22 protein-coding genes and 4 pseudogenes are annotated in these 22,537 nt (G+C 41.7%); 12 read left to right on the forward strand and 14 right to left on the reverse strand.

Annotation, left to right across the window (positions count from 1 at the left end):
* Nucleotides 1-133: 133 nt before the first annotated feature.
* Nucleotides 134-2,233 carry a glycosyltransferase family 39 protein gene (locus NSU16_RS20250; protein WP_339191824.1) on the forward strand — a complete coding sequence of 700 codons (2,100 nt, stop codon included), beginning with the start codon at nucleotides 134-136 and terminating at the stop codon, nucleotides 2,231-2,233.
* A 37-nt stretch (nucleotides 2,234-2,270) separates the two neighbouring features.
* On the opposite strand, the gene rplI is transcribed toward NSU16_RS20250, so the two are convergent.
* The 4 genes from rplI to NSU16_RS20270 all read right to left on the reverse strand — a co-directional run bounded on the left by rplI (nucleotide 2,271) and on the right by NSU16_RS20270 (nucleotide 6,036).
* Entirely contained in the window at nucleotides 2,271-2,720 is a 450-nt protein-coding gene (rplI, locus tag NSU16_RS20255) for a 50S ribosomal protein L9 (RefSeq protein WP_010332608.1), read from the reverse strand.
* Nucleotides 2,717-4,696 carry a cyclic-di-AMP phosphodiesterase GdpP gene (gene gdpP, locus NSU16_RS20260; protein ID WP_010332609.1) on the reverse strand — a complete coding sequence of 660 codons (1,980 nt, stop codon included), beginning with the start codon at nucleotides 4,694-4,696 and terminating at the stop codon, nucleotides 2,717-2,719. The genes rplI and gdpP overlap by 4 nt, the downstream gene beginning before the upstream one ends.
* Before the next feature lie 36 nt (nucleotides 4,697-4,732).
* Nucleotides 4,733-5,662 carry a YybS family protein gene (locus tag NSU16_RS20265; RefSeq protein WP_339191825.1) on the reverse strand — a complete coding sequence of 310 codons (930 nt, stop codon included), beginning with the start codon at nucleotides 5,660-5,662 and terminating at the stop codon, nucleotides 4,733-4,735.
* 224 nt (nucleotides 5,663-5,886) lie between these two features.
* Entirely contained in the window at nucleotides 5,887-6,036 is a 150-nt protein-coding gene (locus NSU16_RS20270) for a hypothetical protein (protein ID WP_010332611.1), read from the reverse strand.
* A gap of 144 nt (nucleotides 6,037-6,180) precedes the next feature.
* On the opposite strand from NSU16_RS20270, the gene NSU16_RS20275 reads away from it, so the two are divergent.
* Nucleotides 6,181-6,666 carry a spore coat protein gene (locus NSU16_RS20275; protein WP_010332612.1) on the forward strand — a complete coding sequence of 162 codons (486 nt, stop codon included), beginning with the start codon at nucleotides 6,181-6,183 and terminating at the stop codon, nucleotides 6,664-6,666.
* Nucleotides 6,667-6,694: 28 nt separating this feature from the next.
* On the opposite strand, the gene NSU16_RS20280 is transcribed toward NSU16_RS20275, so the two are convergent.
* Nucleotides 6,695-7,072 (reverse strand): winged helix-turn-helix transcriptional regulator, encoded by a 378-nt coding sequence (locus NSU16_RS20280; RefSeq protein ID WP_010332613.1) that lies wholly within the window; start codon nucleotides 7,070-7,072, stop codon nucleotides 6,695-6,697.
* Between the two features lie 209 nt (nucleotides 7,073-7,281).
* Here NSU16_RS20280 and NSU16_RS20285 point away from each other — a divergent pair, with 209 nt between their 5' ends.
* Nucleotides 7,282-8,211 (forward strand): manganese-dependent inorganic pyrophosphatase, encoded by a 930-nt coding sequence (locus tag NSU16_RS20285; RefSeq protein WP_010332614.1) that lies wholly within the window; start codon nucleotides 7,282-7,284, stop codon nucleotides 8,209-8,211.
* Between the two features lie 33 nt (nucleotides 8,212-8,244).
* Here NSU16_RS20285 and NSU16_RS20290 read toward each other — a convergent pair whose 3' ends face one another.
* Nucleotides 8,245-8,694 (reverse strand): DUF6376 family protein, encoded by a 450-nt coding sequence (locus NSU16_RS20290; protein ID WP_339191826.1) that lies wholly within the window; start codon nucleotides 8,692-8,694, stop codon nucleotides 8,245-8,247.
* 11 nt (nucleotides 8,695-8,705) lie between these two features.
* The gene (locus tag NSU16_RS20295) at nucleotides 8,706-9,026 is read right to left on the reverse strand and encodes a hypothetical protein (protein ID WP_339191827.1); all 321 of its coding nucleotides are present in this window, start codon (nucleotides 9,024-9,026) and stop codon (nucleotides 8,706-8,708) included.
* Nucleotides 9,027-9,130: 104 nt separating this feature from the next.
* On the opposite strand from NSU16_RS20295, the gene NSU16_RS20300 reads away from it, so the two are divergent.
* Together NSU16_RS20300 and NSU16_RS20305 are read left to right on the forward strand one after the other, a co-directional pair.
* Nucleotides 9,131-10,441 carry an MFS transporter gene (locus NSU16_RS20300; RefSeq protein WP_168749532.1) on the forward strand — a complete coding sequence of 437 codons (1,311 nt, stop codon included), beginning with the start codon at nucleotides 9,131-9,133 and terminating at the stop codon, nucleotides 10,439-10,441.
* 58 nt (nucleotides 10,442-10,499) lie between these two features.
* Nucleotides 10,500-10,718: pseudogene (locus NSU16_RS20305) on the forward strand (MerR family transcriptional regulator); the annotation flags it as partial.
* Nucleotides 10,719-10,751: 33 nt separating this feature from the next.
* Here NSU16_RS20305 and NSU16_RS20310 read toward each other — a convergent pair.
* Both NSU16_RS20310 and NSU16_RS20315 read right to left on the reverse strand, forming a co-directional pair.
* Complete coding sequence (locus tag NSU16_RS20310; RefSeq protein WP_339191828.1) at nucleotides 10,752-11,546, reverse strand: hypothetical protein; 795 nt, start codon at nucleotides 11,544-11,546, stop codon at nucleotides 10,752-10,754.
* Nucleotides 11,547-11,891: 345 nt separating this feature from the next.
* Nucleotides 11,892-13,090: pseudogene (locus NSU16_RS20315) on the reverse strand (MFS transporter).
* A 189-nt stretch (nucleotides 13,091-13,279) separates the two neighbouring features.
* Between NSU16_RS20315 and NSU16_RS20320 the strand changes: the two are divergent.
* The 3 genes and pseudogenes from NSU16_RS20320 to NSU16_RS20330 all read left to right on the forward strand — a co-directional run bounded on the left by NSU16_RS20320 (nucleotide 13,280) and on the right by NSU16_RS20330 (nucleotide 15,183).
* Nucleotides 13,280-14,181, forward strand: a pseudogene (locus NSU16_RS20320) (LysR family transcriptional regulator).
* Nucleotides 14,178-14,621 carry a GNAT family N-acetyltransferase gene (locus NSU16_RS20325; RefSeq protein WP_326191307.1) on the forward strand — a complete coding sequence of 148 codons (444 nt, stop codon included), beginning with the start codon at nucleotides 14,178-14,180 and terminating at the stop codon, nucleotides 14,619-14,621. Before NSU16_RS20320 ends, NSU16_RS20325 begins: the two are co-directional and overlap by 4 nt.
* An 82-nt stretch (nucleotides 14,622-14,703) precedes the next feature.
* Nucleotides 14,704-15,183 carry a DUF2798 domain-containing protein gene (locus tag NSU16_RS20330; RefSeq protein ID WP_168749282.1) on the forward strand — a complete coding sequence of 160 codons (480 nt, stop codon included), beginning with the start codon at nucleotides 14,704-14,706 and terminating at the stop codon, nucleotides 15,181-15,183.
* Nucleotides 15,184-15,228: 45 nt separating this feature from the next.
* Here NSU16_RS20330 and NSU16_RS20335 read toward each other — a convergent pair whose 3' ends face one another.
* A complete protein-coding gene (locus NSU16_RS20335; RefSeq protein ID WP_339191829.1) occupies nucleotides 15,229-16,116 on the reverse strand; it encodes a LysR family transcriptional regulator in 888 nt (295 codons plus the stop codon).
* A gap of 120 nt (nucleotides 16,117-16,236) precedes the next feature.
* Between NSU16_RS20335 and NSU16_RS20340 the strand changes: the two genes are divergently transcribed.
* The gene (locus tag NSU16_RS20340; protein ID WP_339192729.1) at nucleotides 16,237-16,815 is read left to right on the forward strand and encodes a LysE family transporter; all 579 of its coding nucleotides are present in this window, start codon (nucleotides 16,237-16,239) and stop codon (nucleotides 16,813-16,815) included.
* 81 nt (nucleotides 16,816-16,896) lie between these two features.
* Nucleotides 16,897-17,013, forward strand: a pseudogene (locus NSU16_RS20345) (VOC family protein); the annotation flags it as partial.
* A gap of 142 nt (nucleotides 17,014-17,155) precedes the next feature.
* Here the strand turns inward: NSU16_RS20345 and NSU16_RS20350 are convergent.
* On the reverse strand, nucleotides 17,156-17,836 hold the full coding sequence (locus NSU16_RS20350) for a winged helix-turn-helix domain-containing protein (protein WP_339192730.1): 681 nt from the start codon (nucleotides 17,834-17,836) through the stop codon (nucleotides 17,156-17,158).
* Between the two features lie 88 nt (nucleotides 17,837-17,924).
* Here NSU16_RS20350 and NSU16_RS20355 point away from each other — a divergent pair, with 88 nt between their 5' ends.
* Entirely contained in the window at nucleotides 17,925-18,548 is a 624-nt protein-coding gene (locus NSU16_RS20355; RefSeq protein ID WP_339191830.1) for a flavin reductase family protein, read from the forward strand.
* Between the two features lie 188 nt (nucleotides 18,549-18,736).
* On the forward strand, nucleotides 18,737-19,030 hold the full coding sequence (locus NSU16_RS20360; RefSeq protein ID WP_339191831.1) for a hypothetical protein: 294 nt from the start codon (nucleotides 18,737-18,739) through the stop codon (nucleotides 19,028-19,030).
* A gap of 481 nt (nucleotides 19,031-19,511) precedes the next feature.
* Here NSU16_RS20360 and NSU16_RS20365 read toward each other — a convergent pair whose 3' ends face one another.
* From NSU16_RS20365 to NSU16_RS20375, 3 genes are all read right to left on the reverse strand, one after another.
* The gene (locus tag NSU16_RS20365; RefSeq protein WP_339191832.1) at nucleotides 19,512-20,525 is read right to left on the reverse strand and encodes an NADP-dependent oxidoreductase; all 1,014 of its coding nucleotides are present in this window, start codon (nucleotides 20,523-20,525) and stop codon (nucleotides 19,512-19,514) included.
* Between the two features lie 265 nt (nucleotides 20,526-20,790).
* Entirely contained in the window at nucleotides 20,791-21,540 is a 750-nt protein-coding gene (locus tag NSU16_RS20370; RefSeq protein ID WP_339191833.1) for an SDR family NAD(P)-dependent oxidoreductase, read from the reverse strand.
* A gap of 58 nt (nucleotides 21,541-21,598) precedes the next feature.
* Nucleotides 21,599-22,174: a TetR/AcrR family transcriptional regulator gene (locus NSU16_RS20375; RefSeq protein WP_024123547.1), complete on the reverse strand. Its 576-nt coding sequence runs from the start codon at nucleotides 22,172-22,174 to the stop codon at nucleotides 21,599-21,601.
* Nucleotides 22,175-22,537: the final 363 nt, after the last annotated feature.

A 22,537-nucleotide genomic window follows, 5' to 3' on the forward strand; every position in this document is an offset into this window, starting at 1 on the left:
AATGGGCGGTGAACTTGTCTCCGCCTCTTTTTTATGAAAAAAACTGCAAGACATTCTTTGAATCTTTATGGTTTATTCATAAGTTTTTCATATTTGTTTTTTACAATTAGACATCATAAAGAGGTGAAAAACGATGAGAACCAAACGTTTCGACACAGTCCTTATTTTTATTTTGCTTGCAGCGGCTTTTCTCAACATATATCACATTTGGCAGGATGACGCTGCGAACCAATATTATCTGGCAGCGGTGAAAAGCATGACGCAAAGCTTCCACAATTTCTTCTATGCGTCATTTGACCCTTCCGGATTTGTAACAGTTGATAAACCGCCTGTTGTTTTATGGATTCAAACCCTCTTCGCGCTGATCTTTGGTGTTCATACGTGGAGTGTCATCATTCCTCAGGCTCTCGCTGGGGTTGGTTCGGTAATCCTCCTGCACAGAATGATCAAACCGACTTTCGGCATTGGAGCGGCCCGCATCGCCGCGCTTGTCATGGCGCTGACACCGATCGCAGTCGCTGTCAGCCGGACAAACAACATTGACAGCATGCTTGTCTTTACCTTATTGCTCGGTTCATCATGCCTGCTTCGGGCGGTCAAACAAGGCAAGCTGGTTTGGCTCCTGACGGCATTTGGCCTAATCGGCCTTGCATTTAATATGAAAATGATGCAAGCCTTTATGGTATTGCCTGCATTTATGTTATTCTGCCTGATTGCTTCTCGGGTATCGCTAAAGAAGAAAATAGGATCGCTGCTTCTGTCTCTTATCCTCCTAACCGGTATATCGCTCTCATGGGCGGTTATTGTGGATTCAACCTCCTCCTCCAGCCGGCCTTATATCGGAAGCAGCCAGACAAACTCTGTGTTGGAACTCGCCTTCGGATATAACGGCACAGAGCGGCTGCTCGGGCAAACTACCGGCCTTGCACGCGGTGATATGAATGCCGCAGGCGGCGATAATATGCAGAATACTGGCAAAAGGCAAGCACCAAATCACAATGAATTTTCTGATGGAACCTCTTCATCTGAGAACGGAAACAGCAAGGCAGATGAAAATCAAAACAGCAACGGTTCCATCAGGGACAATGCACAGGCTCCTCAGCCGCCTTCTGGCCAAATCGGCACTTCCAATGGAAGGGGAGGCGCACCTCCAACAGGCGGACCAAACGGCGGAAATGGAGGACCCGGCGGTGGGGGCGGAAAAAGCATGAACATGTTCGGCACAGGTGATGCAGGACCGCTTCGTCTCTTCCAATCGGCTCTTTCCGGCCAAATCAGCTGGATGCTTCCATTCGCATTGATCGGATTACTTGGTGTAATTGTCAGCTGGTGCCGTGATCGCCGCGGTCAAGCGGCGGAAATGAAAGAAACGATATTCTGGGCAGCATGGCTCGTGCCTGTAGCAGGTTTCTTCAGCATCGCAGGATTCTTCCACCAGTATTACTTGATTATGCTGGCTCCGCCGATTGCCGCCCTTTCCGGTATCGGATGGTATACAATGTATCGCTTATACAAAAACAATAAAGATTGGGCCAGCTACCTGCTGCCGGCAGCCGTTCTGATCACAGCCGCGTTCCAGGTGTATATGCTGAGTGCTTATACAAGCCAAATCGGCAATGTATGGATGTACGTCCTGGGACTCTTGGGACTCGGCAGCACCCTTGTGCTACTGATGCTTAAACGCAGTCATCCCTTCAGCAAGCAGCTGACCATCATCAGCTTGTGCGTTCTATTGCTTACACCAATCTACTGGTCAGCAACGCCGCTCCTATACGGAGGCAACAGCGTGCTTCCTGAATCCGGGCCGCAGCTCAAAAGCTCAGCAAACGGCGGGAACATGTTCTCCTCAGAGGTTGATACCGGACTCTTGTCCTATCTGAGAAAGCATAATACCGGCGAAGAGTATCTATTTGCTGCTTTGACAACCGTAACGGCTGCGCCATATATCATCAATACAGATGAATCTGTCATGGCACTCGGCGGCTTCAACGGCACAGATCCGATCCTGACTGTCTCTGATCTGAAAAAACTAGTCAAAGAGGGAAAAGTAAAATACTTCCTTCTGCCAGAAAAGAACTCAGGCAACACTGAACTCGTTTCTTGGATCAAGAAAAACGGCCAAGAAATATCTTCTGACAAGTACAGCAGTTCCTCGATCAGCACAAGCAGCCAGCAAAGCATGAAAGGTGGACCTGGCGGAGAAAGCCAGCAAACCCTTTATCTCGTAGAATAAAAAAAAGAGGCTTGGATCAACCCAAGCCTCTTTTCTATTAAGCTTCTTCTTTCACATGCACCTTTAACACAGCCTGCACCTCAGGATGCAATTTCACAGGAACGTTTGTATAACCTAACGCACGAATGCCGTCCGGCAGTTCCAGCTTCCGCTTATCCACTTTAATGTTATGGTCTTTTTGAAGCTGTTCAGTAATTTGCTTGCTTGTCACAGAGCCGAACAAACGGCCGCCTTCACCTGATTTCGCGCTGAGCTCAACAGTCAGTTTTTCTAATGTCTCTTTTAAGCTCTTTGCCTGTTCAAGCTCTGCGATGGCTTCTTTTTTCTCTTTCTGCTTTTGACCGTTTAGTACACTGATGTTTGACGCGTTCGCTTCAACCGCGAGGCCTTTTTTAATCAGAAAGTTATGCGCATAACCATCTGCTACGTTTTTCACTTCGCCTTTTTTTCCTTTTCCTTTTACATCTTGTAAGAAAATAACCTTCATCTTTGTACGCCTCCCTCAAAATACTCATCTATGGCGCCCTTCAGCCGCTCCAGTGCTTCTGTTACTGAAATGCCGGATAACTGAGTCGCCGCATTTGTTAAATGTCCTCCGCCTTCCAGCGCCTCCATGATGATCTGAACATTCACATCGCCAAGAGACCGTGCACTGATACAAACAGTTTGTTCATCACGTCTTGCTACCGCAAATGAAGCCTCAACCTCGCTCATCGACAGCAGAGAATCCGCAGCCTGCGCAATCAGCACTTGATCGAAATATTCATCCTCATTCTCAGGCAGTGATGCAATCGCGATGTTCTCTTTATAGAGGGCCGTATGCTGGATTAGCTTCGCTCGTTTAATATAGGAATCAACGGTTTCTTTGAGGAACTTCTGCACAAGCACCGTATCGGCGCCTTTTGCTCTTAAATATGAAGCCGCATCAAAGGTCCGCGAGCCAGTGCGGAGTGAAAAGCTCTTTGTATCCACTATTATACCAGCTAATAGGGCCGTTGCTTCAATCATATTGATTTTTAAGCGCTTCGGCTGATACTCAAGCAGCTCTGTCACCAATTCCGCTGTTGATGAAGCGTACGGCTCCATATAGACGAGCAGCGGGTCTCTGATAAATTCTTCGCCTCTGCGGTGATGGTCGATGACCACAATATGCTCAATTTTGTTTACCAGCCGTTCTTCTATAACAAGCGACGGCTTATGCGTATCCACGATGACAAGCAGCGTGTCGTCATTGGCAATTTCCATTGCTTCTTCGGGCGTGATGAACCTTGACCACAGCTCTTCATATTTTTTAATTTCCTCAATCAAGCGCTGCACACTTGAACCGATTTGGTTCGGATCAATCACAATAAATCCATCTTTGTTATTTGCCTGTGACACCTTTAATATCCCGATCGCCGCACCGATAGAATCCATATCGGGAAATTTGTGTCCCATGATAATCACATTGCTGCTTTCAGAAACAATTTCCTTTAAAGCATGAGAAATCACGCGGGCGCGCACCCTTGTTCGCTTCTCCATCGGGTTCGTTTTACCGCCATAAAACTTCACTTTTCCGTTTGGCAGCTTAATGGCTACCTGGTCTCCGCCGCGGCCCAGCGCTAAGTCCAGACTGGATTGCGCCAAATCGCCAAGCTCCTTCAGCGATGAGACGGAAGCTCCGACACCGACGCTTAAGGTCAGCGCAACGCCGTCAAATGAGGTTTTTTCCCGTACCTCATCCAGAATCGAAAACTTCGAATTTTCAAGTTCGGTTAAAATATTCTCATTAAGCACAGCGATAAAACGTTCTGACGATGTCCTTTTTAGGAATATTCCATACTCCTGCGCCCAAGCGTTGAGCAAAGAGGTCACTTGGCTGTTCATCGTGCTTCTCGTCTGGTCGTCTAATCCTTGCGTCACATCATCGTAGTTATCAAGGAAAATATAGGCCAGCACAGTTCTTTCATTTTCATATTGCTTTTCAATCTGTATCTGTTCCGTCACATCGAAGAAATAAAGCAGACGCTCATCCCGTTTGATGACCACTTTAAATTTTCGGTCATTCAATGTAACCGTTTCCGATTCTACCTCTTGTTTGATGAGCGGCACAACGGATTCACAAGTATCATAAAGTGATCTCCCCACTAATGTACTTTCATTAAAGCAAGAAGAGAGAAACGGATTTGCCCATTCTATATAGTATTGATCATTAAAAAGCATGATACCGATCGGCATTTCCATCAATGCCTCTTCCCCGACTTTTTTCAACCTGTAGGATAACGTAGAAATATAAGCGTCAATCTCTTTTCGAATAAGAGAATCCGCGCGTTTTATAAAAAACAGTATAACTGCCAGCAGCAACACTTCAACGGTTCCTATGATCCAGTTAAAATAAAAGCTGATGAGGATTGTAATGATTGACAAAGCAATCAATGCATAGATGGGATACCGAAACAACGGTTTTTCATAAAAGCTTGGCATTTCTATCACTCCCCACCATGTGAGTAAAACTCATTTTCACTTCACCTTATTCCTTATGTTAAAGCCCATGTCTATAACGCCTAAAATGCGAATGGCTGCCATAAAAATCGGTTGCAGCAGACCAAGAATGACTGCAATGACGGCCACTGCCTTTGGATATTTTTTCTTATGGCAATAGAAAAAGATAAATGATAAACCTTGGATAAAAATAAGAAACCCGAGTATAAACTCCCCATTTAAAGCGATAGAGTACAGCATTTGGCCTTTTTCTAAAGGCAGAAATGAAAGCATGACAATCAACAAATACAGTACTACAACACTTTGCGGAAACTTCAACTCTCTAAAAGGCTTTAGACTAGGAATATCGGGGGAGAATCGCCTTAAGAGCGGCTTAGCGATAAGGTAACTGAGGAAAGATAAAATGGCTCCTACCATCACGATAGCTGTTGGAAAAAGATATTGAACCGTACTCAATTGATCTTCCATCAGTTTCATTTGTTTCTCAAGTTCTTCAGCATTACCCGATTGTTTCAAAACGGATTCAACGATATCGAGTGATTGCCGATATTGTGTCATTGCTTCATCAATGATATTGATACCCAAAAACTGAATGCTTATCACAAAATAGAACACGATACAAAGCATATAAATAAGGGCACCCGAAATAATAGCATGGCCGGGTTCTCTTTTTTTGAAAAAATGCCCCATGGCTATGCCCGCACAAGCTGACATAAAAGCTACAATCAGTCCGTTAAAGGACCCGACAATAAAGACAACAGGAAGACTGACAGCGCCCATCCATAATCCTAATTTCAATCCGTGTCTGATCGTATAAAGGATCATAGGCAGCGGCAGTGCAAATAACAGAATGGTTCCAATCAATGGAACATAAACGACCAGCAGTGTGATGATCGCAAACAAACTGATTAAAATAGCACCTTCCATTAATGCTCTTGTTTGTTTCACTTAGTCACCTCGTATCATACTGAACATACGAATAGAAAAGAGCAGCATAAACGACTGCTCTTTTTTTCATCGCCGCAACATGTTTTGCACCAATGTTTTCATATCATCTCTAAAATTACTTTTATATTTTAACATAAGTCCAAATCGCAAGTAAAATGACGCCAATGTTTCATGTGAAACATTGCAAACGAAAAGACATTCTTTAAAAGAATGCCCATCACTTCTTATTCTTTATCATCCATAAAACCAGAAGATTCTTTGTTTTTCTTCTTCGTTTTTCTGACATATACAAATATTAAAATCACAAGTAAAAGGGTTGTTGCTTGCAGAACGCCGCTGCTAAACAAGAAAAAGTTCTTTATCATGTCCCACATCGTGTTTCACCTCTTTTTGGATGTTCTCAACCCGTATCCTATATAAGGTGGATTCCCTTTTTAAAAACTTCAAAACATCATGAACAACATTGAACGTTGGGCATATGCTGATACAGAATCTGATTGATAAAGGAGATTTGTTACATGGATGAACGAAGAACGTTGGCTTGGCATGAAACATTAGAGATGCACGAGCTGGTTGCTTTTCAGTCAAACGGGCTCATTAAACTGAAGAAAATGATTAGAGAAGTTAGAGACCCTCAGCTCAGACAGCTTTATAGCGTTTCCATTCAGGCCGTTGAGCAGAATTTAAGAGAGCTTCTCCCATTCTTCCCTCAGGCGCCGATGCCTCGCGATGATGAAGAAGAAGAGCGTGCGGATAACCCATTTTTCAGCGGTGACCTGCTCGGCTTTGCCAAAACATCTGTCCGCAACTATGCTATCGCAATTACAGAAACAGCAACACCTCAATTAAGAACCGTACTTGTCAAACAGCTGAACGCTGCCATTAAGTTGCATGCGCAAGTTTATCAATACATGTATCAGCATGGATACTACCCATCTTACAATCTTTCTGACCTGTTAAAAAATGACGTCAGAAACGCCAATAAAGCCATTTCGATGAAATAAAAGAAGCAGCAAAGGCTTCCCTTTGCTGCTACTTCTGCTGTTCTTTTAATAAACTGTTTGAACGACGCGCCTCCAGTGCTTCTCGGTTGGCGTCGCCCCATTCTTTCATTTGCAATACAATCGGCTCAAGCGTTCGTCCGAATTCTGTCAGAGAATATTCAACCTTGGGAGGCACCTGGTGATAAACCTCGCGATGAACAATGCCATCCGCTTCAAGCTCTCGAAGCTGCAGAGTCAGCATTCTTTGGGTAATACTCGGGCAGATCTTGCGAAACTCATTAAACCGTTTCTTGCCATCTATCATGTGATAAAAAAGGATTCCTTTCCACTTTCCGCCAATGACATCTAGTGTAAATTCAACCGGACAGCCTTCTTTGTTCGGATAAATATTATTTTTCCGGCTCATGTTCGACCCTCCAATAGTACCTTTTTTGATACTACAGATCATTCTGCAACTGACCTACCCAGCATTTTACACACCTTTCCTCTTTCACTCAAAAAAAATGCTTTATATTCACATCAATTTTTAAGGGTTTGCATGATTACACCCGCAGCAAGACGTGTTAAACTATAAAAAGAATGTTTACACTACTTAAAAAAGGATAAGGAGTTATCATGGAAAAAATACTTATTTTCGGACACCAAAATCCAGACACAGATACGATCTGCTCTGCTATTGCTTACGCTGATTTAAAAAACAAACTCGGTTTCAACGCTGAGCCTGTCAGACTTGGACAAGTCAACGGCGAAACACAATATGCACTTGATTACTTCAAACAAGAAAGCCCTCGTCTTGTAGAAACAGCTGCAAACGAAGTGAACGGCGTTATCCTTGTTGACCACAACGAACGCCAGCAAAGCATCAAGGATATTGAAGACGTTCAAGTTCTTGAAGTCATCGACCACCACAGAATCGCAAACTTCGAAACAGCTGAGCCGCTTTACTATCGTGCTGAGCCCGTCGGCTGTACAGCTACAATCTTAAACAAAATGTACAAAGAAAATAACGTAACAATCGAGAAAGAAATTGCCGGCCTTATGCTGTCTGCTATCATTTCTGACTCTCTGTTATTCAAATCTCCAACTTGCACGGACCAAGACGTAGCGGCAGCAAAAGAACTTGCTGAAATCGCTGGCGTAGATGCTGAAGAATACGGCTTAAACATGCTGAAAGCAGGCGCTGACCTAAGCAAAAAAACAGTTGAAGAGCTAATTTCTCTTGATGCAAAAGAATTCACACTCGGCAGCAAAAAAGTCGAAATCGCACAAGTCAACACAGTGGATATCGAAGATGTGAGAAAACGCCAAGCTGAGTTAGAAGCAGTGATTTCTAAAGTTGTGGCTGAGAAGAACCTTGATCTGTTCCTTCTTGTCATCACAGACATCTTAGAAAACGATTCACTTGCACTTGCAATCGGTAACGAAGCGGACAAAGTGGAAAAAGCATTCAACGTCACATTAGAAAACAACACAGCCCTTCTTAAAGGCGTTGTTTCTCGTAAAAAACAAGTCGTTCCTGTATTAACAGACGCGATTGCAGAATAATAAAAAAGCATCCCGCTCCCGGGATGCTTTTTCTTATTCGCCAAGCTTTTCAATTTGCCCCATCACATCAGTAATTTGCTTAGCGTTTTGGACCAATTCGGATTGCTCCAATTCCTCAAGCGATACCTTTCCTTCTTCCACTTGCTGCAAGACGTCTTCCGCACTTTTTTGCAATGTGTCGTTATGCTCCTGTAGGGTGCTGTGAAGCTCCGCTGCGGCATCAGGCGGTGTTAATTCATTAAAAGAAGCCGCTGCCTTTTGAATAGACTCAAGCTGTGTCTCTAGTTTTTCTTTCGCCTCAGTGTCATTTACAGCTTCCTCAGCCAATGCAGGCGCTTCCTCTGCAAACGTCTTCACCTTTTCCACATAAGCTGACGCTTCATTTGTATAATCCAGCCCGTCATTCACCTGATCCAGTATTCCGCATCCGCCTGCCCCTAAAAGACCCACGCCGGCCAAAACCATCAGAACCATTTTCTTCATTGTTTGCCCCCTTATCGTTTCTTCTTCATTTTTTCTTTCAAGATCGGAATCAATTTCTCTTTCGCTAATGGCAGCCCCTTCTTCACCAATTCACGTTTCAGCCATTTCTTCAGCTTAGACATAGTGAATCTCCTCTCCCTTTTTTGATAAAAATGAAAAAACTCCACCGATTTGGTGAAGTTCAGAAACAAAAAGACCTTCACCAAATCAGATTTGGCAAAGGTCTCGCTAACAATCAAATTGCCAGCAAAGCCGAGGACACCTAGTCCCGGAATGACGACTTTACTGTGATAGCTACTCCCCTTTGGAGTGTTCATTTTTATTACTTTCATTCTAAAGCAATAGGCTTTTCCAGTCAAATTCCTGCTGTTCGTTTACATAAAAGATAGGTGTGGTATTTAAAATTTGAATGGTATTTACATCCGGAGATCATGCTATAACAGAGGAGGTTTTCATCATGAGTCAAGAGCGCGTGAAACGGCCCGGGCATACCAGGTGGTACATATCTTCGTTACTGAGCGGCATTATCATTCTTAATTATTTTGATCGAGTGGCCATTTCTGTAGCTGCCCCGGCGATACAAGATTCGTTTCACCTCACAGCAACTGAACTCGGCATTGTGTTTTCGATTTACACCTATTCGTATACACTGATGCAGCTGCCCGTCGGAAGTTTATTGGACAGGTTTGGCGTGGCCTGGGTCACTAGAATCGGAATGACGGTTTGGAGCTTTTTAACGATCATTCTCGCTTTTTTACAAGGAAAACTGCTCTTATATGTGTTCCGCTTTCTCATTGGGCTGACGAGTGCATCGGCGTTCCCCGCCGCTTCCAAAGCAACCGCTCTATGGTTTCCCCCAAGCGAACGGGGTCTGGCGAACTCGCTGTTTGATTCAGCCGCCAAATTTTCAAACGTGATCGGTGCGCCGCTGGTCGCCTTTCTCGTCACAACATTTGACTGGCGGGTCGCCTTTTTAACAATCGGATGCATCAATGTGCTGTTTACCATCTTTTTCTGGCAATACTATGAGCAGCCCGAACGGCACAAACGCATTTCCAAAAGCGAATTAAACTATATTCAGAAACACAATACAATCACAACAGAACAAATCCCTTACAAAACGGGTCCGCTTTTAAAAAAGCTTTTCACTAATCGTAAAGTATGGGGCTTAATGATCGGATTTACGGGGTACGGCTATACATTCAACCTGCTGCTTACATGGCTTCCGACTTTCTTTAAGCATACATACGGAATGGATCTCATGTCATCCGGCTTATTCACCGCCGTGCCGTGGCTGATCTCTACCATTTCCGGCATTGTGGTCGGCGGCTGGCTCGTCGATTATCTTATCAAGAAAGGCTATTCCAACACCAAGGTGTATCGAACCGTAATTATAGTAGGGATGAGCTTCGGCTTTTTCTTTTTAGGCTCCATTCTGACGAATAATATCACCGTTGCGATTATCTGTATTTCAATCGGCCTCGCTGGCGTTTCTGCAACGGCTCCGGTCGGCTGGTCCATCTCCGCAGAACTGGCCCCGATTGGCTCCGTTTCCATGCTGAGTTCCATGGTAAACCTGGCAAATAACCTATTCGGAGGCATAATTGCCGCTTCACTCACGGGATATTTGTTTGATGTGACAGGTTCCTTTACGCTCAGCTTTCTGGTTGCAGGTTTTGTATTGCTGCTCGGACTGATTTTTTACGTGTTTGTGTTAGGGGATGTGAAAAGAATTAAGTTGGAGTAAAGAGTGCTTGTGTGAAAGCACTCTTTTTCTTTGATCATAAAAAAAGAGCCGCCAGCCTGATTTTTTAAGAAGCGGTGTGACGTATCATGCCCCTGCCGTACAAGAGCATGTCATGAATCATATTACGTTCCTGAATCAAAACGGACATCCCACAAGCAAAGAAGATTACGTAAAACAAACGCGATTTTTTATGCAGGATGATTTTCATCGAGGAATGTTAGAAGAGCAGCAAACCGGTTTATCTTATTATCTGACCGTCGTTGCAGAACACCTGTAGCGTGAGTCTTTGCCACTAACGCATTCTCTCTGCTCAAGTTGCGGCACCGCCAACAATCGATACATTCTGCCGGTCAACGCCGAAATTCCGCCCGTTCCATTTCAATACGGTTTGAACATATCCCAATGAGTCGGCGTTATACCTTCCGGCGATCCGCTGATACGCCAGCAATTCGTATACGCCGTCTCTGTTGAAATCAACCGGATACAAGCCGGATAAAGGATTCACCCAGCCTTCTATCGGCGCTTTTAAAACACCCTGATTCGTATAGATCTCATTCAAATAGTCTCTGCCTTTGTAAGTAAGATCCAGTATATATTGGTCATGCTGGCGTTGACTGATCACGCTCGCTTTATATTGATTTTGATAGCTCACACTGTACTTGAATTCATCATTAAACGAATCAGAATTGAAAATCTGCCTGAACTGCCGGTTCATATAAGCAAACACATACGCATATATAGAGCCTCCACTTCCCCCGGTATCAATTACAACAGCCACATCTTCCGTTTTATTGCCTGTCACATCAGCCAGAAATAGTGAAGGATTGTACCCGATATTGTTATGAAGCTGAATTTGCCGTTCCTGATGTGTCTTGCCGTCACGTATCACCAAAGTGATATTTCTCCATAGCGGACTGCCTGACGTTTGATTGCCAGTAAGGAAGACTTCATCAGCGACTCCATCTCCCGTCACATCACCCCGCGCTGAAGTAATAATCGCGCGCGAGAAAACGGGCTGCCTATATCCATATGGATACTGGTAAAGCGTTGATTCTCCACCATGATAAACCCAATAAGGTGCCATTCTGCTGTTGTATGGATTCAATTGAATTCACCCTTTCCTATTCACCTTCATGAATCATTATATGCAGGAAAAGGACACAGCAGATCACATGCAGCCCGTCTTGTTTCAGAATGTCTAAACACTATAAACTACATTAATACGTGTTTATTTTCAAAAAGACATCGAAACGATCACGCTTATGAAATGCTTTTGAAAAACTGGACTATCAATAAAGGAAATGAAAGAATTTATTCAAGGCAGAAGTTTGGCCCTTGCTCATATTTCGCCTATAAGTGAAGAATACCTATCTTCAGTCCAGAAAAAGATAGGCATTCTTTCGTGTCAACGAAAAATAAAATCAATTCATATCAGAACATTTTAAATTAGTCATAGCGCGCTGCCCGACACCTTTTCACTCCTTGCCAGAAATACCGACAACACGAAAGCAAACAGCAGCATGAACGTGATCATTCCGACGACACCCAGCCATTGAAAAGCAGACCAAAACACGCCGCCGACTGTTCCGCAGATACTTGAACCTGCGTAATAAAAGAACAAATAAAGCGATGAGGCCTGCGCTTTGTTGTGCAGGGCCCTCCGTCCAACCCAGCTGCTGGCGACTGAATGCCCTCCAAAGAACCCGAAGGTGAAAAGGGCCATCCCCAAAATTTTTACTGCTAATACGCCGTTTAACGTTAATAATGCACCTGCGATGACGATAAAAATATTCATCATCAGTATTTTATGATACCCGTATTGATCGACCATTCTTCCAATAAAAGACGAGCTGAAAATCCCGACAATCATCACAATAAATATCCAGCTGACAATCGCTTTGTTAAAGGAATACGGCGGCGCTAACAGCACATATGCAATGTAATTGAACAATGCAACATTACTTCCGAGAAGCAAAAACCAATGAGGAACAAACTTAACAGTTTCCGGTCCTTCAAGTGACTGATTAAAGACATTCCCAACTGCCCGATCTCGAGTTTTCTCGGCGTAAAATGGGTCGATTGAGGCAAATTCATAAAAAATATCATACTCGCTATCAAACTAATCACACCAATTGACCCCATCGCTATATGCCAAGTAAAGTACTCACTCAAGAGCCCTGAAACAATCCTTCCAAAAACGGCGCCGATTGCGTTTCCGCTGATATACAGCCCCATCGCCGACCCAAGGCTTCCAGGTTCAATTTCTTCTCCAAGATAAGCCATCGCAATCGAAGGGAGACCAGCGAGCGCAATCCCTTGAATGGTTCTCAATACGAGCAGCGTATGAAAATTCGGGCTGAAGGCCGATGCCAGACAGAGAACGGATGCGGCCAGCATGGATACAGCCATAATCGGCTTACGTCCCCATACCTCTGACAACGAGCCGAAAACAAGCATGCTGACAGCTAAGAGCATCGTTGTAACAGATAAAGAGAGACTCGCTGTTGTAGGTGTCACATGAAATTCTCGCGTGAACTCCTCCATGAGCGGCTGTACACAATACAGAATGGCAAATGTATTAAAACCTGCGGCAAAGAAAGCAAACGTAATTTTACGAAAAACTGGTGTGCCTTTTTGAATGTATGTCATCGGGACTTTATCTGCCCCTCACCATTTTGTTGAATACTGCACTCCATAAACATCCATCCTTTATTTTTTGCGATTTCAAACATCCTCGAGTCTGTTTATACATTTATCTTAGCACTGTGGATATATGTTGTATAATGCATAATAAATATCCATTTCATGCTTATATGTAATGTAGGAGGTGTTGATGATTTGGAATGGGAACAACTTGAATATTTTCAAACACTGGCCCGGATGCAGCACGTCACGAAGGCGGCACATAGCCTGTCGATCACACAGCACAGCCTGCGCTTTCACGCTCAATCGCCAGACTCGAAAACCATGTAGGCGTCCCGCTATTCGACAGGCAAGGACGTTCGATTAAACTAAACAAATACGGAGAAATATTTTTAAGCCACGTCCATGCCATGATGAAGGAATATACCGAAGGGAAAGAAGAAATCCAGGCTTTGTTGCAGCCTGACCAAGGTGAAGTGTCTCTCGGTTTTTTACATACATTAGGAACTACGCTGGTTCCCGATTTAATTGGCAGCTTTCAGCAGAAATATCCCGACATTACCTTCCAGCTGAAGCAAAACCATTCATATTGGCTGCTTGAACGATTAAAATCCGGAGATCTGGATCTCTGTCTCCTTGCCTCCATCAAGCCTGAAAAGCTGATCCGATGGATACAATTATGGAGCGAAGAACTGTTTGTATTTGTGCCAAACAACCATCCGTTATCTCATCGCGAAAGCATTTCACTGACTGAAGTTGCGGATGAGCGTTTCATTTTATTGAAAAAAGGATATGCGCTGCGCATGACGGTTGATGAATTGTTTGAGAAAGCGGACATTCAACCGAACATTATGTTTGAGGGTGAAGAAGCAGCCACCGCAGCAGGCTTTGTGGCAGCCGGTCTTGGCATATCCATTCTGCCCGATCTGAAAGGGTTAGACCAAAGCAAAATCAAAAAAATTCGTGTCAGCTGGCCGGAATGTCAGCGCGTCATAGGAATCGCCTGGATAGAAGGCAGATTTTTATCCCCGGTGGCAGAGACCTATAAACAGTATGTCATCAGCCATTTTTCTGATAAAGAGGAGGATCAATCATGAATGTGAAGAGAATAACGACAGAACATGATTTACATACAGCGTTTGACATCAGAAAGACAGTATTTGTTGAGGAACAAGGCTGTCCAGTTTCCGACGAGTTCGATAAGTTCGATACACTCCATGGAGATTGCCAGCATATTCTGGTTTACCATGAACATCAGCCGGTTGGCACAGCGCGTGTTCGTATCGTTGATCACGCAGGCAAACTGGAAAGAATCTGTATTCTGAAGCCCTATCGCAAATTCGGATTGGGGAAAGTGATTGTCGATGAGTTAGAGCGTATTGTGAAAGAAAAAAGGATTGATACATGTAAACTTTACGGTCAGACACAGGCAGCAGGCTTTTATGAAAAACTCGGCTATCAGACAGCATCAGAAGAATTTATATTGGATGGCATTCCGCATGTGCTGATGACAAAAGGAGACGTTTCCGGACAATAAATAGTTCACAAATTTGTCACTTATGAGCATGTGTGATTCATTGGTATACTAATCACCGATTATGGAGAGAAGGATTGATTGGATGCCAGCAAATAAAAAAGAAGGCCTTATCTTCGGCGTGATGATGTGCTTTGGGATGGTCTGCGTCATGTCGATTTACAATGCAGTGATCAACGGAGCCATACATGATTTTTCGTGGGTTACAGCTTTTGAGATGATCATAGGATTCATTGTAGCGTTACTGTTAGATTTACTGTTAGTCGGACCGCTCGCAAGAAAAATGACATTCAAACTTCCGTTCGACAAGTCTAAGAAATTATATGTCGTCCTTGCCATGTCGACTTGTATGGTGGTTGGTATGGTACTTTGTATGTCTGTTTTCGGATTAATCACGGCAACTTTATCGAATGGACTTAACGAGAACAGCCTATTCAGTGCGTACCTTATGATCGTTCTGAAAAACTTTATTTTAGCCTACCCCTTGCAATTACTGATTATGGGTCCATTAGTCAGAGGGATTTTTATGAAATTTGTAAAACCAAAGCTCGCAGCTGCTGTTTAAATAAAAAAGGAGTGAGTGTAACGCTCACTCCTTTTGTCATTGATTTCAGCACTCCGCCTCACGAATCGAATGTAAAACAAGCTTCGCAAACGCCTCTGCGGCGGGCAGCTGCCATTTTTTCTTTTTGATTAGCATATGAGAGTAAAGCGGCTCAAAGCTTTCAGCATGATGAAGGATTTTCAGCTTACCCGCCTCCACTTCTTCTTTCACTGTCACATAAGGCAGTACAGAAAATCCAAGTCCGCTCATAACCGTTTGTTTAATCGCCTCGATACTCCACAGCTCCATTGTTTGAAAGCTGCGAATGTCATGCTTCACTAGATATGTTTCAAACATGGTCCGATAACTGCAACCCTCTTCATTTGTAATAAAGAAATGACTGCTATTTTCTTGTTTATAGTCATCAAAATGGTCCGGTCCGTCATGACTGCCCACAAGGACAATCTTCTCCTCGGTTAACGTGTGATGAATGCATTTTTCAATATTAATTTCCGGATAGACCATTAACGCGAGATCTACCCGTCCGCTTAATACATCCACCTGGTTTTCCCCGCATGTCCCGTTGCTTAAGATGATTTTCACATGAGGATATGTCAGTGAAAATTCCCTTATGATCGGCCCTAGTCTGGAAATGGTTAAAGACTCAGGTGCGGCTACCTTTAATACTCCCTTGATTTCATGAACACTCTTCATATTCTTGATCTGGTCGTGGGCAGAAAGTAAATCTTCTGCCAAAGGGATTAACTCTCTGCCTAAATGAGTCAGCTTTAGATTTCTTTTTTCATACGAAAATAAAGCGCCGCCGATCTCCTGCTCAAGCGCTTGGATATGAGTGGTGATCGTGGATTGCGTATAACCCAGCTTAGCAGCAGCTCCCGTGTAACTTCCCATTTCTACAATGGCCTGGAACGTGACAAGATGTCTGATCTCCATACGTTTTCCCCTTCTATCGAAAAAAATGATAATGCTTTTTTATATTTCAATTTTATTTATAGATATCACTATCATACAATAAAAACTGCCCAATATGACTTAGCAAATGAAGGTGATTCAATGAGTATCATAGCTTTTCTATCGTATGTGATTTTGACATCCATTACGCCTGGCCCAAGTAACATCCTAATAATGAACGAAGCGCGAAGGTTTGGCTTTATAGGTTCGTGGCGTTTCAATAGCGGCATCTTATCAGGTTTTGCAGCACTCGGGATTCTCTGCGGTATATTTACAATAGGTTTGTACAATTGGATTCCTCTTGTTGAGCCCTACTTCAAAATAGCTGGTGCGGTCTATTTGCTCTATTTGGCCTGGCAGATCGGTTTCGCCAAAGGCTCAAAGAAGGATTCCAAGGATACGCACTCTTCTTTTTTATCCGGTCTCATCTTCCAGATCATCAATATGAAAAGCATTTTGTTCTTCTTAACATTAATGAGTGCTTTTATACTGCCGTTTCAGCATTCAATGACATCAATTATTTTTTATCTCTCATTGGCCATTTCCCTGGGCTGGTTCGCCCTGCTGCTATGGTCAGGGTTCGGCTCTGTTTTTAAAAAGCTTTTTGAAAAACATGATAAGGCATTTCGAGTCATCATGTGTTTGCTGCTTATTTATTCTGCGGTAAGTATCTTTCTTTAGTTGGTCTCATCTGATACGAAAGCAGCTAGGCGGATTAATAATCATTTAGTGGAATGGTTTACTTTGCAGGAGGGATCATGAATGATAAAACGACTTGATCATTTGGTTTTAACGGTGAATAGTATTCAGGAGACAATCCGCTTCTACACATCTGTTTTGGGAATGCAGGAAGAAACGTTTGGCTCAGGGAGAAAAGCATTTATTAGACATATGTGAAATTGATTTGCATGGGGAAAAGCAGGTTTCAAACCCTGCTTTTTATTTGTCTGCAAAAAAATAAGTGGGTTGCTCATGTTTTTATTGTTTGAGCCCTTCAACGGTGACATTTTCTATTCAAATCTTAGATACTCAACTTAAAGTATTTCTCAAATGCAGCTTTTCCGCTTTGTGTAACCTTAATAGCTCTAGTTTTAGGCATACGCACAATCCATTGTTGTTCTAGCATCCTGTCTAATAATGCATGTCCCAAAGCTCCCGCTAAGTGATGCTGCCGCTCGCTCCAATCTAAACAGCAAGGCGCAAAAGCTCTCCTCTTTTTTCTTTGTTTTTCTTCGTTGACTCCAAAATCCTTTAAAAACAAAGAGCCTTCTGAAGTCACCTCATATTGTAAATTCGCTTTTCGTAAGAAGCCTTGCTCGACTAATGAATGTGTCACTTGCACGCCGATATAACCGGCCAGATGATCATAACAGGTACGGGCAAAGTGTAAATCACTTTTTTCTTTTGAATCATTGAAAGACTTCACTTTTGAATCAGGCGAAATACTAAGCAATTGTTCTATCACTTTTGCAGCATCGGCGCTTGCCAATTTATAGTACCGATGTCTTCCATGCTTCTCTACACTGATGAGCTGTGCTTCAAGTAATTTATGTAGGTGGAAACTGGCAGTTTGAGGCTTGATTTTAGCGAAATATGCAAGCTCTCCAGCAGGGTGTATTCTTCCATCCATAAGGCTCAAAAGAATAGAAGAACGCGTGGGGTCAGATAGTAACGAAGCAACCTTTGCAATATTAGGATTCATCATTCTCCTCCTTACATTCATATTTCGATGATAGTTGAAATGTTAAACCTTTACAATATGAATAAATAATGATTAGGAGGCATAATCGTTGAACAGTGAAAAACAAGACACTCTCCATTTTAAAGAAATCAAACCAAGCATTATGTACTATGGCACGTCCACATTCCTTCTTTCCACTTTGAATGAAGATGGAACCACCAATATCAGTCCGATGTCTTCCTCATGGGCGCTTGGAAACTATATTGTTCTGGGAGTAGGCTTAGGAGGAAAAGCGATTGAAAATTTAAGTAGTCACAAAGAATGTGTCATTAACTTGCCCAGCCCGGATTTATGGAAAAACGTTGAAAAAATTTCGTCTTTTAGCGGAAAAAAGAATATCCCGCCTTTGAAGAAACAGCTCGGGTTTACGTACAAAAAAGAGAAATACGAAGCGGCAGGGTTAACACCTTTACCATCAATGACAGTAGCACCAACACGAATTAAAGAATGCCCTATCCAAATAGAAGCAGAAGTGAAGCATATTCGGATACCAGATTACGAACCATCATTTGCGATTGTGGAAACACAAGCTTTACATTTCCATGCCGAGGAAAAGATCATATTGAACGACAACCACATTGACCCTTCAAAATGGAGTCCGCTTATTTATAATTTCAGACACTATTTTGGTTTAGGAAAAGAAATAGGAAAGACCTTCCGTTCGGAAACATGACTCAAAATAAAGCTTTTTTAATGGGAAATTGCGTATTATACCCCTTCTATGTTTCAATGGAAATCGTTAGTAACAGCTTAAAGATAAAAACGGAGATACGTTTATTGAGATTAAGAGATTTTGAATTCTTTCAGGTAGAATGAAACGATGATGAGAGATGTGCTTTTTTATTATACGTTGATGAAAGATTGCCAGACTCTGAAGAAGGTAACAAAATTAATGTTTATTTGATTTCTCACTTTGAGCTACCTGATTCATCATATCAAGATGTGCTACATTTTAATGATGATCTATTGGGTATGAAACATAATTGTTCATATGTAATGGACACTTTAGCTGTTACAGAGGAATTTGATTTCGATTTCCCATTTGATATGCTAGCTATTCGTGAATATGTTCAAGAGTTATTGTCCGCTTTAAAAATTGACAAAAAACTTCCTGAATTTGAAGAAACGGATTTCAATTATTTATCTCAAGAATAGTAAAGGTTACGTTAGATGAAAAATAAACATTTAAGTTTAGTTTTGATTTGTCTTTTACTAATAGTTGTTTGTCTGGGATAGTTTTAAATTTTCTCAGTGTTGTAATTTCGATCTTATCTATCACTCTATCGAATAATTTGATATTATGATCAAAACAGCAGATTCCTGAAGAAGTCTGCTGTTTTTGTTATGTTAAATTTCTCAGTAGTGGCTACGTGTATTAACGTGTCATTGGTGATATGTCTGTTAGAGTAAGCACCTGTCTCAATTTCATTCCAACATTTTTTATAAGAAACAATTGAAATGGCTAGTTCTCCATGTCTTACCATTACTGAGACAGGACTCCGGCTTGCTGAAGTTTTTCTATGATCTGACCTGGCTTTTTATCTTTTCCATTTTTTAATCGGCAGAACTCGCGGTTTGTTTCAAAATCCTTTACATAAATGATCTCAACTTTTTGACTGCTTTCCTTATATTCCCCTTAAAATTGAATAATCACTTTCCCTTTTGGTCGTCCATTTGCGACTAGTTCTAGCGCTTCATTTACGTTTTCTATGGTAAATCGTGTTGGATGAATTGCTGGGACAATGTTGTTTTCTTCAATGATTTTGGTAATCTCTTCAAGTTGTGCGCCATCAGAACGAACGAAGATAAAATGGTATTTCACGTTTTGTTTCTTGGCTTTGCGGTCAAACTTTGCACCAGCAAGGGAAAATAGCATTTGTTTCCACGATGGGAAATTTCGGTCTTTTCCAAAACGTTTATTTGGTCCTGTACGGAGAGAGAGCAATCTTCCGCCCGGTTTGATGATACTCAATTCACTGTCAAATTCTTTAGGTCCCAGTGTATCCATCACGTAATCCACATTCGACAACAAGTCAACATAGTTTTCTATTGTATAATCCAAATATTGGTCTGCACCCACTTCCAAAGTGCGTTCACGCGCTTCTGAGCTGCCACTAACAATGACATTTAGGCCCATTGCCTTTGCAATTGGTACAGCCATTTGGCCAAAGCTGCCTGATCCACCTGGAATGAAAACAGATTTACCTGACTGTGCCTCAAGTTCTTCATGCAGACCTTGATACGCTGTGAGTCCAGCCAGTGGTGCAGCAGCGGCTTCCACGTAAGACAAATTTTTTGGCATGGGTGCAATTGCAGCAGCGTCAATTGCGGCATATTCCGCAAAAGCACCAATTTTTTCGAGCGGGAGACGTGTATAGATGGCATCTCCTACGTGAAATTCTGTCACATTTGTTCCGACTTTTTCGACAACTCCTGTCAATTCATTACCAAGCGTTAGTGGGAATTCATAATCTTGAATCAGTTTCACGCTGCCTGTAATAATTAACACTTCCAGTGGATTGACCGCCGCAGCTTTGACCTTTACCAAAACTTCATTTTCACCGATTTTTGGAATTGGAATGTCATTGATTTGGGCATAGAGATTTTTTGAGTACTTGGTGATCTGAGCTGCTTTCATGAGTGTTTTCATTTTTTATCAGCATCCTCTATCATATTACATGTATTGAGTTTTCACCTTTTTGTATAATCGTTTAGGCGGAGGGGAATCTTATTCCTATTTTAACCCGCCACCTAAACCATAAAGAGTTCACTACATTTCCTATTTTTTTTTAACATTAGTCATTTTTAGAACGATCATTCTCAAATGCTTAAATTTTTTAGAAGCGCTTCTGTAAATAAATGTTTCTCATCCTTTAAGTGGCAGTGATATAGAGTATCGTTATATAGGTTAAATATTACATCTCTAGAATCGGATAGATTTGATCTCTTAATTTAAATTCAAAGTTTTCGTCTACAATACCTACTGCTTGATTACGATCATAAAGCTCCATCATAAAACTCGCCACTTGCTCAACTGTGTGGTACATCGGGATATTTGCTTTGTAATCAAATTCTTTCGTATCAGATGCATTTTTCATGAATTCTGTTTCCGTGATTGCTGGTGCTAAAACTTTCACCTTCATTTTCGCACCTTTGCGTTCCAGTTCTTTTGCAAGTCCTTCTGTAAATGCACTAACAAAGTATTTAGATGCAGAATACGTAATACTGCCAACAGCAATTGCATACCCGAGTGCTGATGATACGTTAATTAACTGAGTTCCTTCTACATCAGAATAATCACGTACAAATAGTGTAGAAAGAATCGTTAAGGATTCTACGTTGACACGTAACATGGTTTCCACTTTATCTAAATTCTGATCTGTGACAGAAGAGGATTCACCAAGCCCGGCATTATTAATCCAAGTCTCAATTTGATATTCCTTTAAATTGTCATACAGTGTATATGCCTGATCTGTGACAGATAAGTCACTTGTACGAATAACAACATCCAAATCAGGATTAATATTGTGAATTGTTGATTTAAGCTCTTCTAATTTATCTAATCTTCTAGCTACAATAATTAAGTTTTTGCCGCGAGCAGCAAACGCTAATGCTGTCTCATATCCTATGCCTGAGCTTGCTCCTGTAATAACTGTGTACTTCATATGATTCTCTCCTCAAAAACATATTTTTTTATTAATTCTCCATATCACAAAATATATCTCAGTCTAGCGTTGACAAAGTCAAATCAATAATGGCTTCAAATTTTTCCTTATCATTTGTCGTTTTTGCTAATACTCGTACCCCTACGAGTGAATTATGAATGAATTGAGAAAGCCCTTTGATGTTATAGTGTTTAGGAATTTCTCCTTTTTCTTGACCATGTTTTAGCAGATCAAATAATAAGGCTTCCGTATTTATAAAAATCTCTTTAATTTTCTTAGCTACTTCTTCATCTAGCAAGGATAATTCAACTGCTGTATTAACAGCTAAACATCCTTTTGGCAGATTTTCTTCTGGATCAATAACCATTTCAAATATTTTTCTTATAGTCTGCTTAACCGTTAAATCAGCTTTCACCTCATTCTTCATTCTCATTTCCATTACTTCTACAAAGTGACTTAAAGCTCTCATAAATAAAGTATGTTTGTCACCAAAAGTATCATAGATACTTCTGCGGTGAACCCCCATATGGTCCACCAAATCTTGCATGGATGTTTTTTCATAACCCTGTTCCCAGAAAAGCTCCATCGCTTTTATTAATGCTAATTTTTCATCAAATTCTTTATTTCTAGCCATGTAATCCCACCTTATAACGTATCATCTATTAACACTGATAAAGTACTGAGAATCATTGATGCACTAGGGCAAAATAACTTTATATCATTCATCTCTCCCTATTCTTAAATAATTAAAGAACGATCATTCTCATTTGAGAAAAAACAGTTAGACCTAACATGTGTTAAGTATATCAAATTTAAGAACGATCGGTAAAGAATTTAGAATTCATCCTGTGTTTTATATATTTTTTAAGACCAAGGGCAAAAACTTTAAAATTGTCTAGGTGTGCTATTACCTGAATTTTAACGAATATCACTTCTTCTTATTTCTACTCAAATCAGTTCTGTAACCGCCATGCACTTGGTGCCATGTCTATTAGAA

The sequence above is a fragment of the Bacillus sp. FSL K6-1003 genome, assembly GCF_037964945.1.
In the GTDB taxonomy this organism is placed as follows: domain Bacteria; phylum Bacillota; class Bacilli; order Bacillales; family Bacillaceae; genus Bacillus; species Bacillus mojavensis.